Below are 18,895 nucleotides of genomic sequence, written 5' to 3'. Positions count from 1 at the left end.
GGAGGTGAACAGACACGGGTCATTTCTCAGCGAAAACTCTGACCCCTCCCGGGTCAGATCTCAGCAAAAATCAACAGCCTGGCGCAAAGTGGACGGCTCCGCGCTGTCGCAGGCCACTTTCGCCGCCTTCATCGAAGAGCGGATCATGGACATCGTGCCGCCTCCGGAGGATGGCCGGACGGAGGCGGGAGCCCTGACCCTGGACCTCCTGCAGATCCTGAAGGGTGAGATCGCCGGCCCCTCCAGGCTGCTGGAGATCGCGCGCAGCCTGAAGATGACGGAATCGGCCGAGGTCACCAATGCCCAGAACCTCGCCTCCGGTGAGGTGGAGGTGGTGTACCGCACGGAGCACCGCGACAGCACCGGCCAGCCGCTGAAGGTGCCGAACCTGTTCATCATCGGCATCCCGGTGTTCGACGGCGACAGCGCCTACAAGATGCCGGTGCGCCTGCAGTACCGGCGCAGCGAAGGCCGCATCTTCTGGATCATGAAGCGGTACCGGCCCGATGTCGTCTTCTTCGACGCCTTCGATCGCGCGCTGAAGGCCGTTCGCGAGGGCACCGACCTGCCGGTGTTCATCGGTACGCCGGAGGCATGACCATGATGAGCAGCATCTGGCGGATCGCTGCTCAGCTGCGCGACTGCCTGGCGCCTCCGCCGCATGTGAACCTTGCCATCGTCAGCCGGCAGGAGCGCATCGATCAGCTGTGCCTGGAGGCGAAGGCTCTGGCGGAGGCGGCGCAACAGCGTGCCACGAAGGGACTCCTGGCTACTGCTGTGGAAGGCTTCCGCGATGCCGCTGGCATGTATGGCATGGCGGAGGACCTGGCGGAGGGCGCAGGCCTCTTCGCGCAGGCAGATGAGTACGCCTATCGCCGGCGGGCGAACAGCGCCATGAGCGACGTAATGCGGAGGAAGCTGCGGGCGCTGCGGCGAGCCGGTGAAGTGCCGGCATGATTCCTCCCCGCACCGCCCGCCTGGACTCTGCTCCCGCTCTGATTGTCGAGGCTGCGGAGCCCGCTCCCGAAGCGTGGGAGCTGGAGGCCGCTGCCGTGTACCTGGACCACGTAGACGACGATGAAACAGGCAGTGCTCACCGTATCGCGGCTTTTCTGCGCCGCGTGGCCGCACTCCACTCATCCCCCCGAAAGGACGCTCCATGAAGACGGCCCTTAAGACCGCCCTCACCTTCGCGATGATGCTCGTGCTGGCCCCCGTTGTCGTGCTGCTGGCGGTGACCGGCCCGCGCGGCGGGTTCTGGCAGAGGGATGCGGAATGAGCGCCCCGCCCCTCTGCATCTACCACAGCAACTGCGCCGACGGCTTCACGGCCGCCTGGGCTGTCTGGAAGCGCTTCCCGGACGCCGAGTTCGTCCCAGGGATCTACGGCCAGGAGCCGCCCGACACGGCCGGCCGGCGTGTCATCCTGGTGGACTTCTCCTACCCCGAGCCGGTGCTGCGCCGCATGGCGGAGCGGGCCAAGTCGCTGCTGGTGCTGGACCACCACAAGACGGCGGCGGAGGCACTGGCCTGGATGCCCAGGGCTGTCACTCATTTCGATCGGCCGCTCGATCCCTGGACGTACCACATCACCGAGGATGCGTACCTCCTGGAAAACCAGGGCCATCCCGCCTGCGCGGCCTGGTTCGACATGGAGAAGAGCGGCGCCAGGCTGGCCTGGGAGTTCTTCCATCCCGGCACACCGGTGCCGCACCTGGTGCGCCATGTAGAGGATCGCGACCTCTGGCGCTTTGCCCTGACGGGCACCCGCGAGATCCAGGCGGTGATCTTCTCCTACGCCTACGACTTCGCGGCCTGGGACATTCTGGCGACCGCCTGCGCCTGGCCGGAATCGCTTCAAGAGATGATCAGCCAAGGCGCGGCGATCGAGCGCAAGCACCGCAAGGATGTCGCCGAGCTGCTGCAGGTGACGCGCCGGACCATGGTCATCGCTGGGCAGGAGGTGCCAGTCGCCAACCTGCCCTACACCATGGCCAGCGATGCTGCCGGCCTGATGGCGGAGGAGGCACCCTTCGCGGCCTGCTACTACGACAAGCCTGGGGCTCGCGTCTTCAGCCTGCGCTCCCGCAGCGATGGTGGCGCCGATGTCAGCGCGGTCGCGAAGCTCTATGGCGGCGGCGGGCATCGCAATGCCGCGGGCTTCCAGGCAGCACCTGGCTGGGAGGGTGATGATGCCTGACCGACCGAGCGACGCGGAACAGAGACTCCTGCACCAGCGCCACATGCTGCAGCTCATAGAGGCCGCTGACGAGGCGATGCGACAGGTGAGGTTGGCAGCGAAAGAGCTTCGATCGTCGGAGGCGCGCGAGGTCGCGGAGTGGGCAGGCAAGGGACGCGAATGCGCGCGGGAGGCCCAGAAGGTGATGATCGTCGCGGTTTATGACAGCGAGCGCAGCACATGAGCGGCCAACCGAGCTCTCGGCATGAGGCGCCGATAGGGGAAAGCGTGCTGGTGTGGGCTGCCGCCTGCGCCCTGGCAGCCAAGCGGCATCCGAACGCCAGCTACCCGCAACCCTCTGATGTGGCCGACGCGCGCCTGGTGCTGCAGGTAGCCATCCCGCGCTATCTCGGCCCCTGCCCGCCACCATTTGTCGCCACCCCTCCCACCCACGTGCTCGTACCGGTCGAGACAACCATGGCCATGGTCGCTGCCTTTCATGCCAATTCCCCCACCGCCCGACAGGCTGGTCAGCGCAGGAGTGCTGGGACGTGATGCTGCGCGCGGCTCTGACGGGGTCGAGTGAATGACCGACCAGCCGAACCCTGCCGTTAACACAATGCCGGATCGTATTAGCGAAACGAGCCGCTGGCGCGTCGGCCGGCACTACGGCATCCACGTCTACGAAGGGCAGAGGCCGGTTGCGACGTTCCATTGGGAGGATGACGCGGCGCGTGCCGTGGCCGCAGTGAACGCCGCTCCCTCTTCGGCAGCCGAGATCGAGCGGCTCCGGGCGGCGGCAGAGAAGGTCATCGAGATGAACCGCCAGCATGCGCAGGACCAGTATGGCGACGCCAACAAGGCTGAGTGCTGGGCCTGCGTCCGGGTTCTTCGCGAGGCCCTGGGGAGCGCGCCATGACCGACCAACCGAATGTCCATCCCGACGATCTGGCTGTTGACCGCTTTGCGGCAGACATGAAGCGCAAGCTGGCAACGGCTCGCGCAAAGGGACGAAGCGGATGGGACAACCCCGACAGATGCACTGTTGAGTATCTGGCCGAGCTTCTAGTTGACCACATGCAGAAGACGAACATCTGGAACCACGTTGATCTCGCCAACTTCGCGATGATGCTCCATCTGCGCGGGGCTGACCCAGCGATTTGGGCTGATGCGTTAGCGGCTGTCTTTCGCGAGTTCCGGGAGGATGCTCGTGACTGACCAACCGAACGAGCAGCGCTTCCCGATCCTTGGTCCGCGCCATCTCAGGGCCAGCATACCCTGGGCGATTATCGCGCCACATGAGAGGCAAGCGCAGCGCAATCACGGTGGGCAGTCTCTCCGCAGGCTGGCCGAGCGCGGCGGCCTCTCGTGGACAGAGGCGCACGCGGTGCTGACCGATCAGCCGTTCCCCTGGGGGCAGCGCATTGATGAGGAAGCGGCGCGGCGGCGGGTGCTCGCCCTTTGCGGAGAGGGGTCAGATGAAGTCTGAAACGAAGGGGCCGGAGTGCGCCAGTCACATTATCCGCACACCTCACGGCGCGTTCTGCATCATGTGTCAGTCGCCACTTTCTGCTGAGGAGGAAGACTTTTGGGAATGTGACGCCTGCGGCGGCGATGGCATCGGCGGTGAAGACGATGACTGACCAACCGAACCTTGCGGCGACCGCAGATGACCTGCGCGCTGTCATCCAACGGCTGATGAACACCCTAGCCACAGGCGAGGGGAATGAGCCGGCCATCTACAAGGCGGCCGAAAAGCTCCGGAGGCGAATTGCAGCTTTGGAGGCGCCCCGTGTCGTCTGAAACCAAGGTCCAGAGCGACCACGATCCCAACCACCCGCTGACGCGCGCTCTACGCGCGCTGGTTCAGAAGCACGGGCTGCGAGGTGCTGTTCTGCTGACGATTGATGGAGATCGCATAGGCATCAACTCATCCTCCCCCAGCCCTGCTTTCGGCGCAGTCATGACAGCGCTGGGCGATGAAATCCTGGACCGCTTCTTTGCGGGCGATTTTGACAATGCGCTATTGGCCGCACCCAGCGAGGGGCAAGCATGACCGAGCAACCGAACGTTTCGGACGCAGACAACCGCTGGATCCTCTACACGGTTAAGCATTCTCGGCTCCACCTGGTCACACGCGGACCGCGGCTTTGGTGCCGTCTCCGGCGCGTCGTGTTCAGGCTGATGCAACCTCGAGCGCCTCTCGTCCTAATGAAAGTGCGGCCACATACGCGGCCAGACCCGCAGCGGCACAGAGACGGAGCCATGACTGATCGAAACGACAATCCTTCCTCACCGACCCCGACTCCTGAAGCCGAGGAGGCGCGGTGGAAAGCTGCCCTGGAAGTCATTGAGGCGGCCCGCTGCATTCGCCACTGGCACGACACCATGCAGGGGCAGGGCATGATCGTCAGCGCCGAGCATGTGCGCCTGCTTTGGGCGGCGCTGGAGCGGTATGACGCGCTCCTCAAAGAGCAGCAGCAGGGGCAGCCGCCCGAGCAGGATGGGGAGCCGGGGGTGGAGACGCCATGACGGACGACGCGGAGGCGGGTGCGCCGTCACCCCACACCTTGCTTGCCCCTCTCCCCCGCCTGCCCATCGACCGCTGCGAGATCCGCTGCCTGGTCTGCGCGGGCGCACTGTGCCTTGTTTTCTCGCTGTGGGGATGGGCGGGATAGCCGATGCCTGAAAGCCGGTTTCTCAACCAGAAGGAGGCAGCGGCCTATCTTGGGGTCGGCCCGGATCTCTTCGCGTCCGAGGTTGAGGCCGGCATGTGGCCTCGCCCCCTTCGCCGCGGCCGGACCGGCCGACGTTTGACCTGGGACAAGAGGCTTCTGGACGCGCACGCTGACCGCCTGGCGGGAATCGGCGCTGCCCCGCCGCTCCAGTCGGATGGAAGCCCGCTGACAGACCAGCAGGTGCAGGAGGGCACCCTTTCGACGGGGGAGGAGGCGCTATTGAGAAGGATCCAGGAGCGCCATGACGGCATCACCGCCGCTCGCGCCACGCGAGGCTATTCCGGCCGGGCTCAAACCCGTCCGCAAGCGGCTCGCTGACGGCACAGAGCGAATCTATTATTTCGACCGCAAGACGGGGAAAGCTCTCGGCTCAGATCGGGAGAAAGCCATTGAATGGCTGCGTGACATCCGGGGCGATGCCATTGCGCCTCGCACCCTCGATCCCCGCAACTTCGAGGCCCTGGTAGCTGCCTACAAGGCCTCTCCCGAGTTTCGCGACAAGAAGCCCTCTACCAGGACCCAATATGCCTACGAGCTGGAAGAGTTGCTAGGCGACCTGCATGGCGTCCGGCTGGCCGACATCACCCCGGCAGTGATCTATGCAATCCGGGACAAGGTGGCGGAGCGAGGCCATCGGCATAAGGCCAACAGCTTGGTCCGAATGCTGCGCATCCTGTTCAGCTTCGCCAAGGCGCGGCGTCTGGTTAGCAGCAAGCCGACGGAGGACGTGACCCTGGTGCCGGTGAGTCCCCGCACGGAGGTTTGGACCCAACAGCAGGTTGACCTCTTCCTCGCCGATGCGAGGCCCAGCCTGAAGGCAGGGATGGCCCTGCTGCTCTACACGGTGCAGCGGCTTTCCGATGTCCTGGCCCTGACCCGGGACAATCTGCACGAGAACCAGGTGGACGGCCGCCTTTGGATCGGGCTCCGGCAGAACAAGACGGCTGCGTTGGTCTGGACTCCCTGCCATTCAGCGCTGGCCGAGATCCTGCGCGCATTGCCTGCGGACCAGCACCTCTTGGTCCCCTCGCCACGCGGCCTGCCATGGCTGAAGCGGAACTTCGCCCGCGCCTGGGACAAGCACCTCCAGGCGGTAAACCATACCTTGGCGCGTGAGGCGCTGAGGGCCACGCCGTTGTGCGGAAAGCGCGGCAAGGTGCGCGAGAGAACCAAGGCCACCATCCGCCAGCAGCTGCTATCTGACCTGCAGCGCCGCGATCTGCGGCGGACCGGCATGGTGCAGATGGCCCTGGCAGGTGCCACCCCGAGCCAGATCGCGGCTGTGTCCGGGCACAGCATCGATCAGACCATGAAGATCCTGGATACCTACATCCCGCGGCGCGGCGATGTGGCCGCCGGCGCGATCACCGCCTGGGAGGCGAATCGCCCATTGGGAACAGCGTTCTCCGGACCCGGAACACGGACCGGAAACCAGTTTCCGGACCCCGGAAACCAGAAGCGTCTGCGCCTCATAAGTGCTTGATTTGAAATGTCCCCGGCGGGATTCGAACCCACGGCCCCCAGATTAGGAATCTGGTGCTCTATCCTGCTGAGCTACGGAGACGTTTGGCCAATCTAGCGTGGATCGGCGGAACAGGGAACCAGGAGGATGCGGTTCAGGGGCGCCGCCGGAACCGTTCCACCGCGGCCACCAGCGCCAGCCGCACGCCAGGCTCCAGGGCGGAATGCCCCGCATCCGGCACCACCGTCAGCCGCGCCCGTGGCCAGGACGCCGCCAGTTCGAAGGCGCTTTCCGCAGGGCAAACCATGTCATAGCGCCCCTGCACGATCTCCGCCGGAAGATGGGCGATGCGCTGCATCCGGCCAAGCAATCCTTCCGGCGGCAGGAACAGGTCATGGGCAAAGTAATGCGCCTCGATCCGTGCGAGGCCAAGGGCGCTGCGGTCCTGCGCGAAGCTGGCCACCGTTTCGGGGCTGGGCATCAGTGTGCTGCACAGGCCCTCATACTGGCTCCAGGCGCGGGCGGCGGGAAAATGCACCTGGGGGTCCGGGTCGGTCAGCCGCCGCAGATAACCACCCAGGAGGTCATGCCGCTCATCCGGCGGCAAATGCTCGGCGAACTGGGCCCAGGCATCCGGGAACACCCGGCGCATGCCGCACAGGAACCATTCCACCTCCTGCCGGCGGCCCAGGAACACGCCGCGCAGCACGCAGCCCTGGGTCCGCTCCGGATGCGCCTGGGCATAGGCCAGCGCCAAGGTGGAGCCCCAGGAGCCGCCGAACAGCAGCCATTCCTCGATGCCGAGGAAGCGCCGCAGCGTCTCGATATCTTCCACAAGATGGGGGGTGGTGTTGTGCGCCAGCTCGCCCAACGGCCGCGACCGGCCGGAGCCCCGCTGGTCAAAGATCACCACGCGCCAATGCGCCGGGTCGAAGAAGCGGCGATGCACCGCGCCCGCCCCTGCCCCGGGCCCGCCATGCAGGAACAGCACCGGCTGGCCACGCGGGTTGCCGACCTGCTCCCAGTACATCACATGGCCGCCGGACAGGGGCAGCAGGCCCGTCTCATAGGGCGCGATATCAGGAAAGAGGTCGCCGCGGGGCATAGGCCGATGTTTGGCGCGGCCGCCTCGCGGGCGCAACATCGATGCGACATTTCCGCAACCTTTGCACGGCCAGGGGACTTCGCTTGGCGCCGCTTCATGCCTAGTTTGAGGGGGATGGCGACTTCCTCACCCTCCGCGGGCTCCCCTTCCGCCGGTTCACGCCCCGGCGGCCCACCCGGCATGCTTCGTTGCGCCGTGTGCGGCACGGAAAGCCGGCAGGTTCCGTTCCGGCCCCACCCGCCGGAACAGGCGCCGGATCTCGACCTGCGGCCAGGCCAGCCCCTGCGGAGCAGCATGGCACGCTGGCTGCAGCAATGCCCCCATTGCGGCTATGCAGCCCCCGATATCGGCCGCGCCCATCCCGCGGCGGCCGAGGCGGTAGGGGCCGCTCCGTTCCGGGCCCTGATCGTCGACAGCGCGCATCCGCCATTGGCGCGGCGCTTCCTGGCCTGGGCGCATGTGCTGGAGGAAACCGGCGCGCTCCACGCCGCGGCCGAGGCCACGCTGCATGCCGCCTGGGTGGCCGATGACCTGGGCAAGTCCGATCTGGCGGTGATCTGGCGGCAGGATGCCGTGGCACTGTGGCGCAGCGGCCCGGCGCTGGACCCTGAGCAGACGGTGCGGGTGATCGATGCGCTTCGCCGCAGCGGCGCCTGGAGCGACGCGGCCAACACGGTGGAGGCACTGGCGGCGACCAACCCACCGGAAGTGGTGGCGCAGGTTGTGGCACTGGAACGACGGCTGATCGCGGCGCAGGATGGGGATCGCCACACCCTGGCCAGCGCCCTGCCCCCGCCGGCCCGCCGGCCGCATGTGGCGCATCAACGGATCGCCAGGCGCCCGGATGGCATCTGGACAAGGCTGATGCGGATGTTCCGCCGGTCCTGATCGCGAGGGAAGCGCTTGCGCGGAGCATCCCGTCAGGGCATTTGGAACTTTATAACATTACAGGCTTTCCGCTATGCTCGCACGTCGTGGCCTGCTGGGGCTCGCCCTGGCCGCCCCCGCCCTCCGATACGGCCGCGCCCAGGCGCCGCTGCCGGTTGTTGCCTCCTTTTCCATTCTGGGCGACCTGGTCGGCCGGGTCGCGGGCGGGCGGGTGGCGCTGCATGTGATTGCCGGCCCGGATGTGGACGCGCATGCCTTCCAGCCCCGCCCCTCCGACGCGCAGGCCCTGCGCGGCGCCCGCCTCGTGATCCGCAACGGGCTGGGCTTCGATGGGTGGATCGACCGCCTGCTCGGCGCCGCCGGCTATTCCGGAGCGGTGGCCACGGTGACGGAGGGCCTGGCCCCGCGCCGCCTGGAGCCTACCGGCCATGGCCATGATCATGGCCCCGACGCCGCCGATCCGCATGCCTGGCAGGATCTGCGCAACGGCCAGCATTATGCCCGCGCCATCGCCGCCGCCCTGGCCGCCGCCGACCCAACAGGCGCCGCCATCTATCGCAGCAATGGCGATGCCCTGGCGGCGGAACTCGGCGCGCTGGATGGATGGGTCCGCGAGCAGATCGCGACGGTGCCGCCGGAGCGCCGCAAGGTCGTCACCAGCCATGACGCCTTCGGCTATTTCGGCGCCGCCTATGGCGTCCGCTTCCATGCGCCCCAGGGCATGAGCACGCATAGCGAGCCCTCCGCCGCACAGGTCGGCGCATTGATCCGCCTGCTGAAGCGGGAGCGCATCACCGCCGTCTTCCTGGAGAACATGGCCAATCCCGCGACGCTGCGGCGACTCGCCGCCGAAGCGGGCGTCAAGGTGCAGGGGCGCCTTTATGCCGATGCGCTGTCCGCGCCGGAAGGTCCGGCGCCGGGCTATGCGGCGATGTTCCGCCACAATGTCGGCCTGCTGGTGCCGGCCATGCGGGGCGGCTGAGCCCGGGGCGCGCGTGCTCCGGCGCTGTAGGCTCTTGCCTCCACACGGCTCCTGGGCCTACCACCCCGGCCTGTCCGCACAGCAGTACCGAGGGGATCGCGCATGAACTGGATCAGCGAATGGGCGCTGCCGAAGATCCAGACATGGCTCGGGCGCAAGGAGGTGCCGGACAATCTTTGGCACAAATGCCCCGCCTGCGAGCAGATGATCTTTCATCGCGACCTGGAGCGGGCGCTGCATGTCTGCACGCATTGCGGCCACCACATGCGCATCCCGGCCGCCAAGCGCATCGAATACACGCTTGATCCCGGCTTTCAGCGCATCGAGTTGCCCAAGGCGCCGGTTGATCCGCTGCGTTTCCGCGACCAGCGGAAATATGCCGACCGGCTGAAGGAAGCCCAGGCCAAGGCCGCCATGGACGACGCCGTGATGGTGGCGCATGGCACCATCGAGGGTCGCCGCGCCGTGGTGGCCGCCTTCGAGTTCGGCTTCATGGGCGGCTCCATGAGCCCCGGCGTGGGGGAGGCCATCGTCACGGCCGCGCGGCTCGCCGTGCTGCAGGATGCCCCCCTGATCGTGTTCACCGCCTCGGGCGGGGCGCGCATGCAGGAAGGCGCGGTCAGCCTGATGCAGATGCCGCGCACGGTGATCGCGACGCAGATGGTGAAGGAAGCCGGGCTGCCCTTCATCGTGGTGATGGCCGATCCCACCACCGGCGGCGTCACCGCCTCCTTCGCCATGCTGGGCGACATCCACATCGCCGAGCCCAAGGCGTTGATCGGCTTCGCCGGCGCGCGCGTCATCGAGCAGACGGTGCGCGAAACCCTGCCCGAGGGCTTCCAGCGCGCCGAATACCTGCTGGAGCATGGCATCCTCGACATGGTGGTGAAGCGTGGCGAGATGCGCGAGCGGCTGGCGCAGGTGATCAGCCTGCTGCGCGAGCCGGTTCTGCCCGGCACGGTGCCCGAGCCCGCCCCGGCCCTGGCCGATGCCATGGCGCCCGCGCCGGTGGATGCCATGAAGCCTGCGCCCGTCGCCGCGCCGAAGGCAGCGCCGGAAGCGTGAGCGGGGACGCACCCCTCGGCCGGGCCGAGGCGATCATCGAACGGCTGCACAGCCTTTTCCCGCGCGTCATCGACCTTGAGCTGGGCCGCCTGCGGCGGCTGCTGGCGGCACTCGGCCATCCCGAGCGCAACCTGCCGCCGGTGATCCATGTCGCCGGCACCAATGGCAAGGGCTCCACCTGCGCCTTCCTGCGCGCCATCGCGGAAGCGGCGGGGCAGCGCGTGCATGTGTATTCCTCGCCTCACCTCGTCCACTTCAACGAGCGCATCCGGATGGCCGGCACGCTGGTGTCCGACGCCCTCCTGGAAGCCACGCTGGAGGAGGTGGAGCAGGTCAATGCCGGCGCCCCGATCACCGTGTTCGAGGTGATCACCGGCGCCGCCTTCCTGTTGTTCAGCCGCGTCCCCGCAGACCTGCTGGTGCTGGAAACCGGGCTCGGCGGCCGGTTCGATGCCACCAACGTGGTGGACCATCCGGTGGCCTGCGCCATCACCAGCATTTCCATGGACCACATGGACTTCCTGGGTGACACGCTGGCGAAGATCGCCGGAGAGAAGGCCGGCATCCTGAAGCGCGGCACGCCCGCCGCCACCGGCAACCAGCCGCCCGAGGCGCAGATGGTGCTGGAGGACGTGGCGGCCAGCCTCGACATCACCCTGGCCGTGCGCGGCCAGGACTGGACCATCCAGCCGACCGAGAGCGGGCTCCGCTACGCCGATCCCGGCGGGGTGCTGGAACTGCCGCGCCCGGCCCTGCCCGGGCCGCACCAGGCGGACAATGCCGGCATCGCCATCGCCGCCCTGCGCTCCTGGAACCCGTCCTGGCTGACGGAGGCGGCGATCACCGCCGGCCTTGCCACCGCCACCTGGCCGGCGCGGCTGCAAAGGCTGCATGGCGACCTCGCGGCGCTGCTGCCGCCGGACTGGGAGCTGTGGCTGGATGGCGGCCACAATGCCGGCGCCGGAGAGGCGCTGGCGGCGCAGCTGCCGCTCTGGCAGGACCGCCCGCGCCACCTGGTCGTCGGCATGAAGCAGGGCAAGGAATCCGCGCGCTTCCTCCGGCCGCTAGTCCCGCTGGCCGACAGCCTCTGGGCGGTGGCCGAGCCGGGCCAGCACCTGGCCATGCCGGTGGAGGCCATCATCGAGGCCAGCGGCGGCCACGCCCAGGCCGGCCCGCAAGTGGCGGATGCGCTGCGCGCCATCGCGGCGAAGGGCGGCCCGCCCGGCCGCGTGCTGATCTGCGGCAGCCTCTACCTCGCGGGCGAGGTGCTGAAGGCGGACCGCACCGCCATCGTCTGAGCCGGCCTCCGGTCATGAAAAAGGGCGGCACCATCAGGTGCCGCCCTTTTTCGGTTCCGGAGGTCGGGCGCCTCAGGCGTCCGGGGCCACGATCAGGCAGGCGCCGGAGCTGCGCAGCCGGCTGCAAGCCGCCTGGGCGCTGTCCCGCGAAAGGCCGATCACCCGGGCGCGATACAGCGTGGCGCTGCCCGATCCCACAGTTTCGACAACGGTGCGGGCCCCGCTGATGCCAAGGCGGCCGCGCGCCTGATTCGCCGCGTTGCGCGCCAGATTGGCCGAGGCGAAGGCGCCGACCTGGACGCCCCATTCCCCATTGGTTCCAGTTGGCGCTCCGCCCTGGCCCGGCAGCCGCAGCGTGTTCGCCGCCGGCGCCACCACGGGCGCGGCATGGGCGGTGCCGATCAAGCTGAAGCCCGGGCCGCGCGGCGCGCTGGCCAGCCGCGTTTCGCGAACCGGCTGGGTGACGGGCGGCTTGCTCACGGCACGCGGCGCTTCGGCAAAGGCGGACGCAATGCGCGACTGGGTGGGCGAAGCGGGCTTCGCCGCCGCCGCCGCCATCACCGTCGCGGCCGCGGCGGAACGCGGCAAGGCGGCCGCGGCCAGCAGCGATGGCGAAGCCGCCGGCACCGGGGCCGCCACCGGAGCGGGCAGCGGCGCCGGCTCGGCCGGCTTCTCGGCGGCATAGGTCGAGCCGTCCGGGATCGGCTCCATGCGGACCACGTTGCTGCCGACGGCGGGGTCCAGGCTGGCCACCTGCACCGGCTCGTAGGTGGAGCCATCTGGGATCGGCTCCATGCGGACCACGGGGCCGGCCGGCAGGGTGGCGACCCTGATGCCAGGGTCCACGGCGTTGCGCTGCTCGCGCAGCGCCAGCATGGTGGCGGTGTCGCCGCGGCGCGGGCCGGGCGGGATGTTCAGCGGGATCTCGGCGGCGGCATAAACCTCCGGCGCCGCGCGGCTGCCCGGATGCGTGCCGACGATGCGCGGGCCGATGCGGGCGACGTAGTTGCGCGTTTCGGCCGGCAGGCCCCTGCCGCTCCAGAGATATTCCTCCAGGCGGCGCGGGCCGGCATTGTAGGCCGCCAGGAAGGCCGGGCTGCCATACAACTCGTACATCTGCCGGACATAGGCCGTGCCGGCCATGATGCTGTTCCAGGGATGGTAGGGATCGCTGCCCAGGCCATACCGGTCGCGCAGTTCGGCATAGGTGCCGGGCATGACCTGCATCAGGCCCATCGCGCCCACCGGGCTGCGCGCATTGACCTTGCCGGCGCTTTCCTGCCGCATCACCTCGCGGATCCAGCGCTCCGGCACGTCGAAGCGGCGGGAGGCCTCCTTGATGTAGGGCCCCCACGGATCGCTCGCCGAGCCTGGCGGATCATAGGTCGATGGTTGCGGGTAAGCTGCCGCCTGCGCGGCCGCGGTGGCCGTCACAGGTGAGCGCGCCTGCTGGCTGCTGCCGCAGGCCGCGAGTAGAGCCAGTGCCCCCACTGCCATCACCGCGCGCGCATGGGCACGGGTCGGGCGAAGTCGGAACGGAGTCATCCCCTGTTCTCCGTCGGTGTGACGGCTGGCCGGAAGGCGGCTCCAGGGCGGGCGGCCAAGCGCCGCGCCCCTGGCGACCGGTGCCGCGCCCCCACGCGGTGAACCAGCCGAACTTCCCGACGCGCCGCAGTGAGCGAAACGTCAACCGTTTTCCGCCTACAGGAGCACAGCGGCAGGTGCAAGCTGACAATGCGTCCGGCGCAGCTTGCGCGAAATCTTTTAAGGCATTGTTTTGGCAAGACAGGCGGAAAATTGGCCAGGCTGGCGCCAGGGGCGGCATGGCCGCCGGGCCGCCATGGCGAGACGCCGCCGAGTCGTTGCGGCGCCGGATCGCCGTCACCATCGGTGACTGGACAGCGCCCGGCGCCGGCGGCAGCTTCCGCCCCATGGTGGACTCCGCGCCCATGGCCTTGCAACCGGGGCGCGGTGGCTCCGCTTTTCCACGAGGACCCATGCCGGCCAGCGCGGCAGGTATCGATGCCGCTGGCCGCAACAGGCGGGAGAATGCCGAGATGACGCGCAACGCGCATGATCTTCACCAAGCGGCCGGCCGCCGGGGGCTTGCCATGGCCCGCGCCGCCGCGTGCCTGCTGGTTCTGGGCGGCGGGCTGGCCGCCTGCGCGCCGCAGCAGACCGGCACCACCTACAGCAGCGGCGCGGTGGGCCGCGCCGCCTCCGTCAGCTACGGCACCATCGTGGGATTGCGGCCGGTGCATGTGCAGGGCGGCGGCTCGGGCGTCGGCACTGCGGCGGGCGCCATCGCGGGCGGCGTCGGCGGCAGCTTCATCGGCGGCGACTGGCGCTCCAACGCGCTGGCCGGGCTGGGCGGCGCGATCCTGGGCGGCCTGGCCGGCAACGCCATTGGCGGCGGCGTCAGCGGCGGCAACGCGGTGGAATACTTCATCCGCGAGGACAATGGCGGCGACATCTCGGTGGTGCAGACTGGCGAGGAAGGGCTGCAGGCGGGTGACCGCGTGGTGATCGTGCGCGGCGACCGGACCCGTATCAGCCGCGCCGCCGGGGGTCCGCCCCAGGGCGCCTATGTGCCGCCCCCGCCGCCGCACGGCGCGACCCATCATGACCAGCCTTATTCCGGCCGGCCTTATTCCGGCCAGCCCTATTCCGGCCACCCGCAGGGCGTGCCGGTCTACACGGCGCCGGCGCGCTACTGAGAAGGCGGGGCGGGGTTGGTCCTGCCCCACCTCTTGGGCGACGGGCCGGCGCCGCCGCTTCAATCCATCGCCGGCTTGCCGCGCATCTTCTTGGTGGCCCCGCGCTGCGCCTTGCCTTCCAGCCGGCGCTTCTTGGAGCCGAGCGTCGGCCGAGTCGGGCGGCGCTTCGGCGGCGGCGGCGCGGCCGCCGCCCGCAGCAGCTCCAGCAGGCGCTGCAACGCTTCCTCCCGGTTGCGCGCCTGGGAACGGTGCTCCTGCGCCGTGATGATGATCTCCCCGCCCGCCGTGGCCCGGTGCCCGGCCAGTTCCAGCACCCGGTCACGCACCCGCTCCGGCAGGGAAGGCGAGTTGCGGGCGTCGAACCGCAACTGCACCATCGTTTCCACCTTCTGGATGTTCTGCCCGCCCGCCCCCGAGGCGCGGGCGAAGCTTTCCGTCAGCTCGCCCTCGTCGATGGACAGCCGGGCCGTCACCGGGATGCGCGCCATCAGAGCGCCGGGGCCGGTTCCGCGATGGCGGCGGCGATGCGGGTCTCGCCCAGGGCGCTCCAGGCGCGGTCATATTGCGGCGGCGTCGGCAGGGCGGCGGTGCGGCCCAGCGCGGCGGCGGCACGCAGCGGCCAGTACGGGTCGCGCAGCAGCTCGCGCGCCAGCAGGATCAGGTCGGCCTTGCCTTCGTTCAGGATGGCCTGGGCCTGCACTGGCTCGGTGATCAGCCCCACGGCCGCCACCGGCAGCCCGGCGCCTTCCCGCACCGCCGCCGCGCCGGGCACCTGGTAGCCCGGGCCCAGGGGAATGCGCGCCGGCACCAGCCCGCCCGAGGACACGTCCACGAGGTCCACGCCCAGCGCCTTGACCTGCCGCGCCAGCTCGACGCTTTCCTCGGTGTTCCAGCCGCCCTCGGCCCAGTCGGTGTGGGAGATGCGGATGGCCAGCGGCACTTCATCCGGAATGGCGGCGCGCACGGCGGACACCACCTCGCGCGTCAGCCGGGTGCGGCCGTTGAAGTCGCCGCCCCAGCCATCATTGCGGTGATTGGCCAGCGGGGACAGGAACTGGTGCAGAAGATAGCCATGCGCCGCATGGATCTCGATGAAGCGGTAGCCCGCCCCGATGGCGCGCTTCGCGGTGGCGGCGAAGGCGGCGATCACCCCGGCGATGCCTTCCTCGTCCAGCGCGCGGGGCTGGTGCATGTCGGGAAACGCGACGGCGCTCGGGGCCACCGGGGTCCAGCCATGTTCCCTGGCCAGCCCGCCGACCCAGGGCGCGGCCGCGCTGGCCTTGCGCCCGGCATGGGCGAGCTGGATGCCTGGAACGGCACCGGCGGCGGCGACCGCGCGGGCCAGCCTGGCATGACCGGCGGCCTGCCCCTCCTCCCACAGCCCGAGATCCTGCGGCGTGATGCGGCCTTCCGGCACCACCGCTGTCGCCTCCGCGATCACCAAAGCGGAGCCGCCCACGGCGCGCGACTGCAGGTGGCCCAGATGCCATTCGGTGGCCTTGCCATCCGGGGCGCAGGAATACTGGCACATGGGCGCGACGCCGATGCGGTTGCGCAGGGTGACGCCGCGCAGCGTCAGCGGCTCGAACAGATCGGTCATGAAGCGGGGCTCCGGTTCCAGGGCGGCAGGCGTCCGAGGCGGTTCTCGAACACCGCGAACCAGATAGGGCCGCCGGGCGGACGCGCCAACAACCTCCCCGCCGCATCGGCCGGGAAGCGCGACAAGGTCACGGCATCGCCCACATTGCCCCCCACCGCCTCCACGAAGCCGGGCGACACGGACACCACGAGGTCGCAATGCATGGGTCGGAATTCCCCGGCCTCGGCCAGGCGGCCGCGCCAACCGGCCAGTGGCCGGCGCGAACGGTCGGCGCAGACCAGGTCGCCGGGCTCCGGCGCATGGGATGCCCAGTCGCGCGGCAGAAAGGGCGCCTGGTCCGGAAAACCGGCGGCGGTGGCCAGCATGCCATCGACATAGAAGCTGTGCGCGGCGGAAGACGGGAATTCGCGCCGGTCCACCCCGGCGCGCAGCATGAGGTAGCTGATAAAGGCGGCCGACCAGGCGGGCTCGCGCCAAACGCCGCCGCCCGGCAGCGCCGCCGCCTCCGGATGGGCCAGCGCCACCGCGTAGCGCGCGCGGTTGCGGGCAACGGCGCCGGCCGCCTCGCCATTCTCCACGGCCCGCCAATAGGCCAGCACGCGCGGGAAGTTGGCCAGAGCCGATTCAGGGCCGGGGGTGGCGGCATCCTCCAGCGCCTGCATGGCCTGGCCCGGCATGGGGGCAGCGGCCGGCGTGGAAACCAGCCTTCCCCATTCCGCCCATTCCTCCAGGGCCAGGCGGAGCAGGCGGTCCCGCACATCCGGCGGATAGCTGAGCGGCGGTTCGGCCGGCGGCGCCGGGGCGGGCGTGGCGCATCCGGCCAGAACCAGCAGCAGCGCCATCCCGCCCGCCAGCCAGCGGGAACAAGCGGCCATGGAGATGACCCCGGTCAGGCCTCGGCGCCGAGCCGCCCGGCAACCGCGGCATCCGGCGCCAGCAGCCCGAGCAGGGCGGCGGGCTGGGTGGCGGCATTGCCTTCGGCGGCCAATGGGCTGGTCAGCACCTCCAGCGCGCCATTCTGCGGCCGGATGCGGGCGCGCAGCTGGCGCAGCGCCAGGTCGTTCAGTGTTTGCAGGCGCTGCAACTGGCTGCCTTCCAGCACGGTGGCGCCGGCATCATGGGCGAGGCGCAGCGCCGTCAGCGCCCGCAGCAGCAGGCCGAGCTTGAAGGTCCAGAAGCCGCCATCATCCTCCCAGCGGCCATCGGGGCGGCGGCTGCGCACGAAGGGCGTGTCCAGGCTGTGCAACCCGTCCTCCAGCGGAACCTTGACGGAGCCGACGCGGATCGCGCCCAGCGCCTGCTTCAGGGCCGGCAGCAGACGCGCATCTTGCCGCGCCAGGGAGATCCGGGCGAGCGCCAGGATGGCTGCGGCATGGCAGTCGAGATAGGCGGCCTGATGCTGATCGGTGAAGGCGCCGCCGGCCTCGTCCGGCCGTTGCAGCGACAGCAGCAGGTCCAGGCCATGCGACAAAGCCGCCTCGTAGCGCGGCTCGGGCGTGCAGCGCTGCATGGCATCGAGCGACAACAGGGCGAAGCACAGCGCCCGCAGATAGGAACGGCGCGGCGGCAGGGAATCGCCCTCGGCCATGCCGGCGAACAGCCCGTCCAGGTGCCGGTCATACCAGTCGCGCAGCATGGCGACGCGTTCGGCCGCCATGGCGTAATCGCCGCGTGCCACGCAAAGCAACTGCGTCGCCACGGCATTCAAGGCCACGCCGTGATCGGCGATGACGCCGGCATCGCGGCCCGACAGGATGGCGGGGTCGTACAGGATGCCGGCATAGCTCGGCATCGCCGCGGCCAGGGTGCCGGCGGTGAGCAGCCGGGCCTCGTTGATCTGGAACATGCCGCCCGCCGCCAGTTCCGGCGTGGCGTAGCGGGTGATCAGCCAGTGCAGCCGGCCATCCACCGACTGCGCCTTGACGTTCAACAGGTGCTCGCCGGACAGCGGCCGCAGATGCATCCCGTTGGCGGTGCCCGGCGGCGCATCCTCGATCAGGCTGACGATGTCGGGGGCGGCGCCTTCGCGCAGCGTCGCGACGCCGGAGCCGGACAGCGCCACCGCCCCGAACTCGCGGCCCTGGCCGAGATGCACGCGGCTGATCGGGCGCACCGCTTCCCCCGACAACTCGTCCACGGCGGTGGTCAGGCGCACATCCTGCAGCGCGACGCCGGGCTCGGCGCGCAGCGTCACCTGCACCAGAACGCGCGGGTCGCTGGCCTCGATCCAGTATTCGTAGCGGACGCGGCCCACCACCTGCTCGGCCTTGCGCAGCAGGCCGGTGGTGCCCTTCAGCAGGCTTTCATGGAACAGCAGGACGCCATCCGGCCGCTGTTCCAGCCCGCAATCGACAATGGTGTCCTCGATGTCGAGGCAGTGGCGGTGGCGGCCGAGGCGGAATTCGGCCAGGTGGCCGGTGTGGTGGATTTCCCGCTGCGCCACGCCGCCGCGCACCGCCTGCCGGACGACGCCGCGCGAAAGGTCGCCGCGGAACTCATGGCCGGCGGTGACAATGGCGAAATCCCGCGGATTGTCGCGTTCCACCCGCAGCTCCGGCGCGGCGACGCGGCGCAGCAGCAAGTTGCCGGTGCCCATGGCCAGCAGGAAATCGGTCAGCCCGTCCCGCATCGCGCCCCATTGGCCCGCCAGGGCCGGCTGCGCCAGCAATTCCACGGCGCCAGCCGCATCGGCGGTCCAGCACCAATTGGCGGTGGCGAAGGGCGCATGGGTTTCGCGCAGCGCCGGGATCTCCAGGCCGTCCATCGCGACGGCGCATAACAGATGCCGATGCAGGAAGGCGATCAACCGATCGCGGTCAGCCTCAGGCAGCATTTCGACCATGGAGATCCCCGGATTCCTTC

21 protein-coding genes and 1 tRNA gene are annotated in these 18,895 nt (G+C 69.6%); 15 read left to right on the top strand and 7 right to left on the bottom strand.

The annotated features are described in order from the left end of the window. The 10 genes from F0Q34_RS19015 to F0Q34_RS18970 form a co-directional block, all read left to right on the top strand. Positions 1-598, top strand: a 598-nt coding sequence (locus tag F0Q34_RS19015; protein WP_149813856.1) for a DUF2303 family protein, incomplete at its 5' end; no start/stop codon positions are given. A 2-nt stretch (positions 599-600) separates the two neighbouring features. Continuing rightward, positions 601-957, top strand: a complete 357-nt coding sequence (locus F0Q34_RS19010; RefSeq protein WP_149813855.1) for a hypothetical protein — start codon at positions 601-603, stop codon at positions 955-957. A gap of 318 nt (positions 958-1,275) precedes the next feature. Continuing rightward, a complete protein-coding gene (locus F0Q34_RS19005; protein ID WP_149813853.1) occupies positions 1,276-2,199 on the top strand; it encodes a DHH family phosphoesterase in 924 nt (307 codons plus the stop codon). Next, positions 2,192-2,422: a hypothetical protein gene (locus tag F0Q34_RS19000; protein ID WP_149813852.1), complete on the top strand. Its 231-nt coding sequence runs from the start codon at positions 2,192-2,194 to the stop codon at positions 2,420-2,422. The genes F0Q34_RS19005 and F0Q34_RS19000 overlap by 8 nt, the downstream gene beginning before the upstream one ends. A 342-nt stretch (positions 2,423-2,764) precedes the next feature. Beyond that, positions 2,765-3,097 carry a hypothetical protein gene (locus F0Q34_RS18995; protein WP_149813850.1) on the top strand — a complete coding sequence of 111 codons (333 nt, stop codon included), beginning with the start codon at positions 2,765-2,767 and terminating at the stop codon, positions 3,095-3,097. Beyond that, positions 3,094-3,396, top strand: coding sequence for a hypothetical protein (locus tag F0Q34_RS18990; protein WP_149813848.1), 303 nt, complete (start codon positions 3,094-3,096; stop codon positions 3,394-3,396). Before F0Q34_RS18995 ends, F0Q34_RS18990 begins: the two co-directional genes overlap by 4 nt. A gap of 260 nt (positions 3,397-3,656) precedes the next feature. Further along, a complete protein-coding gene (locus F0Q34_RS21885) occupies positions 3,657-3,821 on the top strand; it encodes a hypothetical protein (RefSeq protein WP_161600942.1) in 165 nt (54 codons plus the stop codon). Positions 3,822-3,970: 149 nt separating this feature from the next. Next, on the top strand, positions 3,971-4,234 hold the full coding sequence (locus F0Q34_RS18985) for a hypothetical protein (RefSeq protein ID WP_149813847.1): 264 nt from the start codon (positions 3,971-3,973) through the stop codon (positions 4,232-4,234). A 209-nt stretch (positions 4,235-4,443) separates the two neighbouring features. Further along, entirely contained in the window at positions 4,444-4,710 is a 267-nt protein-coding gene (locus F0Q34_RS18980) for a hypothetical protein (protein ID WP_149813845.1), read from the top strand. Positions 4,711-5,157: 447 nt separating this feature from the next. Continuing rightward, a complete protein-coding gene (locus tag F0Q34_RS18970) occupies positions 5,158-6,399 on the top strand; it encodes a tyrosine-type recombinase/integrase (RefSeq protein ID WP_149813843.1) in 1,242 nt (413 codons plus the stop codon). A 7-nt stretch (positions 6,400-6,406) separates the two neighbouring features. On the opposite strand, the gene F0Q34_RS18965 is transcribed toward F0Q34_RS18970, so the two are convergent. Next, a tRNA-Arg gene (locus tag F0Q34_RS18965) sits at positions 6,407-6,480 on the bottom strand. 52 nt (positions 6,481-6,532) lie between these two features. Continuing rightward, entirely contained in the window at positions 6,533-7,483 is a 951-nt protein-coding gene (gene pip, locus F0Q34_RS18960; protein WP_149813841.1) for a prolyl aminopeptidase, read from the bottom strand. 180 nt (positions 7,484-7,663) lie between these two features. Here pip and F0Q34_RS18955 point away from each other — a divergent pair, with 180 nt between their 5' ends. The 4 genes from F0Q34_RS18955 (at position 7,664) to F0Q34_RS18940 (ending at position 11,716) form a co-directional block, all read left to right on the top strand. After that, positions 7,664-8,371 carry a hypothetical protein gene (locus tag F0Q34_RS18955; RefSeq protein WP_241665581.1) on the top strand — a complete coding sequence of 236 codons (708 nt, stop codon included), beginning with the start codon at positions 7,664-7,666 and terminating at the stop codon, positions 8,369-8,371. A 73-nt stretch (positions 8,372-8,444) separates the two neighbouring features. Beyond that, positions 8,445-9,353 (top strand): metal ABC transporter solute-binding protein, Zn/Mn family, encoded by a 909-nt coding sequence (locus tag F0Q34_RS18950; protein ID WP_149813838.1) that lies wholly within the window; start codon positions 8,445-8,447, stop codon positions 9,351-9,353. 102 nt (positions 9,354-9,455) lie between these two features. Beyond that, the gene (gene accD, locus F0Q34_RS18945) at positions 9,456-10,418 is read left to right on the top strand and encodes an acetyl-CoA carboxylase, carboxyltransferase subunit beta (protein WP_149813837.1); all 963 of its coding nucleotides are present in this window, start codon (positions 9,456-9,458) and stop codon (positions 10,416-10,418) included. Continuing rightward, positions 10,415-11,716 carry a bifunctional folylpolyglutamate synthase/dihydrofolate synthase gene (locus F0Q34_RS18940; protein WP_149813836.1) on the top strand — a complete coding sequence of 434 codons (1,302 nt, stop codon included), beginning with the start codon at positions 10,415-10,417 and terminating at the stop codon, positions 11,714-11,716. The genes accD and F0Q34_RS18940 overlap by 4 nt, the downstream gene beginning before the upstream one ends. A 72-nt stretch (positions 11,717-11,788) precedes the next feature. Here F0Q34_RS18940 and F0Q34_RS18935 read toward each other — a convergent pair whose 3' ends face one another. Next, on the bottom strand, positions 11,789-13,261 hold the full coding sequence (locus F0Q34_RS18935) for a lytic transglycosylase domain-containing protein (RefSeq protein ID WP_149813834.1): 1,473 nt from the start codon (positions 13,259-13,261) through the stop codon (positions 11,789-11,791). 512 nt (positions 13,262-13,773) lie between these two features. On the opposite strand from F0Q34_RS18935, the gene F0Q34_RS22090 reads away from it, so the two are divergent. Beyond that, a complete protein-coding gene (locus tag F0Q34_RS22090; RefSeq protein ID WP_194163327.1) occupies positions 13,774-14,433 on the top strand; it encodes an outer membrane lipoprotein in 660 nt (219 codons plus the stop codon). A 59-nt stretch (positions 14,434-14,492) separates the two neighbouring features. On the opposite strand, the gene arfB is transcribed toward F0Q34_RS22090, so the two are convergent. The 4 genes from arfB to F0Q34_RS18910 are packed head-to-tail and all read right to left on the bottom strand — an operon-like array spanning position 14,493 to position 18,875. Beyond that, positions 14,493-14,921, bottom strand: coding sequence for an alternative ribosome rescue aminoacyl-tRNA hydrolase ArfB (gene arfB, locus F0Q34_RS18925; protein WP_149813833.1), 429 nt, complete (start codon positions 14,919-14,921; stop codon positions 14,493-14,495). After that, a complete protein-coding gene (locus tag F0Q34_RS18920) occupies positions 14,921-16,033 on the bottom strand; it encodes an NADH:flavin oxidoreductase/NADH oxidase (protein ID WP_149813831.1) in 1,113 nt (370 codons plus the stop codon). The genes arfB and F0Q34_RS18920 overlap by 1 nt, the downstream gene beginning before the upstream one ends. Continuing rightward, on the bottom strand, positions 16,030-16,908 hold the full coding sequence (locus F0Q34_RS18915) for a DUF2272 domain-containing protein (RefSeq protein ID WP_241665580.1): 879 nt from the start codon (positions 16,906-16,908) through the stop codon (positions 16,030-16,032). The genes F0Q34_RS18920 and F0Q34_RS18915 overlap by 4 nt, the downstream gene beginning before the upstream one ends. A gap of 14 nt (positions 16,909-16,922) precedes the next feature. Continuing rightward, a complete protein-coding gene (locus F0Q34_RS18910; protein ID WP_149813830.1) occupies positions 16,923-18,875 on the bottom strand; it encodes a hypothetical protein in 1,953 nt (650 codons plus the stop codon). Positions 18,876-18,895: the final 20 nt, after the last annotated feature.

The sequence above is a fragment of the Teichococcus oryzae genome, from assembly GCF_008386565.1.
GTDB classification, from domain to species: Bacteria; Pseudomonadota; Alphaproteobacteria; order Acetobacterales; family Acetobacteraceae; genus Pseudoroseomonas; species Pseudoroseomonas oryzae.
Note: the sequence above shows the minus strand (reverse complement) of the source record. Positions and strands in the feature narration are given on the sequence as shown.

Excerpts from the sequence above, each read along its gene's own strand:
- F0Q34_RS19010 (WP_149813855.1), top strand. The coding sequence starts at position 601 with ATGATGAGCAGCATCTGGCGGATCGCTGCTCAGCTGCGCGACTGCCTG.
- arfB (WP_149813833.1), bottom strand. The coding sequence starts at position 14,921 with ATGGCGCGCATCCCGGTGACGGCCCGGCTGTCCATCGACGAGGGCGAG.
- F0Q34_RS18990 (WP_149813848.1), top strand. The coding sequence starts at position 3,094 with ATGACCGACCAACCGAATGTCCATCCCGACGATCTGGCTGTTGACCGC.
- F0Q34_RS18950 (WP_149813838.1), top strand. The coding sequence starts at position 8,445 with ATGCTCGCACGTCGTGGCCTGCTGGGGCTCGCCCTGGCCGCCCCCGCC.
- pip (WP_149813841.1), bottom strand. The coding sequence starts at position 7,483 with ATGCCCCGCGGCGACCTCTTTCCTGATATCGCGCCCTATGAGACGGGC.
- F0Q34_RS18935 (WP_149813834.1), bottom strand. The coding sequence starts at position 13,261 with ATGACTCCGTTCCGACTTCGCCCGACCCGTGCCCATGCGCGCGCGGTG.
- F0Q34_RS21885 (WP_161600942.1), top strand. The coding sequence starts at position 3,657 with ATGAAGTCTGAAACGAAGGGGCCGGAGTGCGCCAGTCACATTATCCGC.
- F0Q34_RS18955 (WP_241665581.1), top strand. The coding sequence starts at position 7,664 with ATGCTTCGTTGCGCCGTGTGCGGCACGGAAAGCCGGCAGGTTCCGTTC.
- F0Q34_RS18980 (WP_149813845.1), top strand. The coding sequence starts at position 4,444 with ATGACTGATCGAAACGACAATCCTTCCTCACCGACCCCGACTCCTGAA.
- F0Q34_RS18995 (WP_149813850.1), top strand. The coding sequence starts at position 2,765 with ATGACCGACCAGCCGAACCCTGCCGTTAACACAATGCCGGATCGTATT.
- F0Q34_RS19000 (WP_149813852.1), top strand. The coding sequence starts at position 2,192 with ATGCCTGACCGACCGAGCGACGCGGAACAGAGACTCCTGCACCAGCGC.
- F0Q34_RS18915 (WP_241665580.1), bottom strand. The coding sequence starts at position 16,908 with ATGGCCGCTTGTTCCCGCTGGCTGGCGGGCGGGATGGCGCTGCTGCTG.
- F0Q34_RS18970 (WP_149813843.1), top strand. The coding sequence starts at position 5,158 with ATGACGGCATCACCGCCGCTCGCGCCACGCGAGGCTATTCCGGCCGGG.
- F0Q34_RS22090 (WP_194163327.1), top strand. The coding sequence starts at position 13,774 with ATGACGCGCAACGCGCATGATCTTCACCAAGCGGCCGGCCGCCGGGGG.
- F0Q34_RS18920 (WP_149813831.1), bottom strand. The coding sequence starts at position 16,033 with ATGACCGATCTGTTCGAGCCGCTGACGCTGCGCGGCGTCACCCTGCGC.
- accD (WP_149813837.1), top strand. The coding sequence starts at position 9,456 with ATGAACTGGATCAGCGAATGGGCGCTGCCGAAGATCCAGACATGGCTC.
- F0Q34_RS18910 (WP_149813830.1), bottom strand. The coding sequence starts at position 18,875 with ATGGTCGAAATGCTGCCTGAGGCTGACCGCGATCGGTTGATCGCCTTC.
- F0Q34_RS19005 (WP_149813853.1), top strand. The coding sequence starts at position 1,276 with ATGAGCGCCCCGCCCCTCTGCATCTACCACAGCAACTGCGCCGACGGC.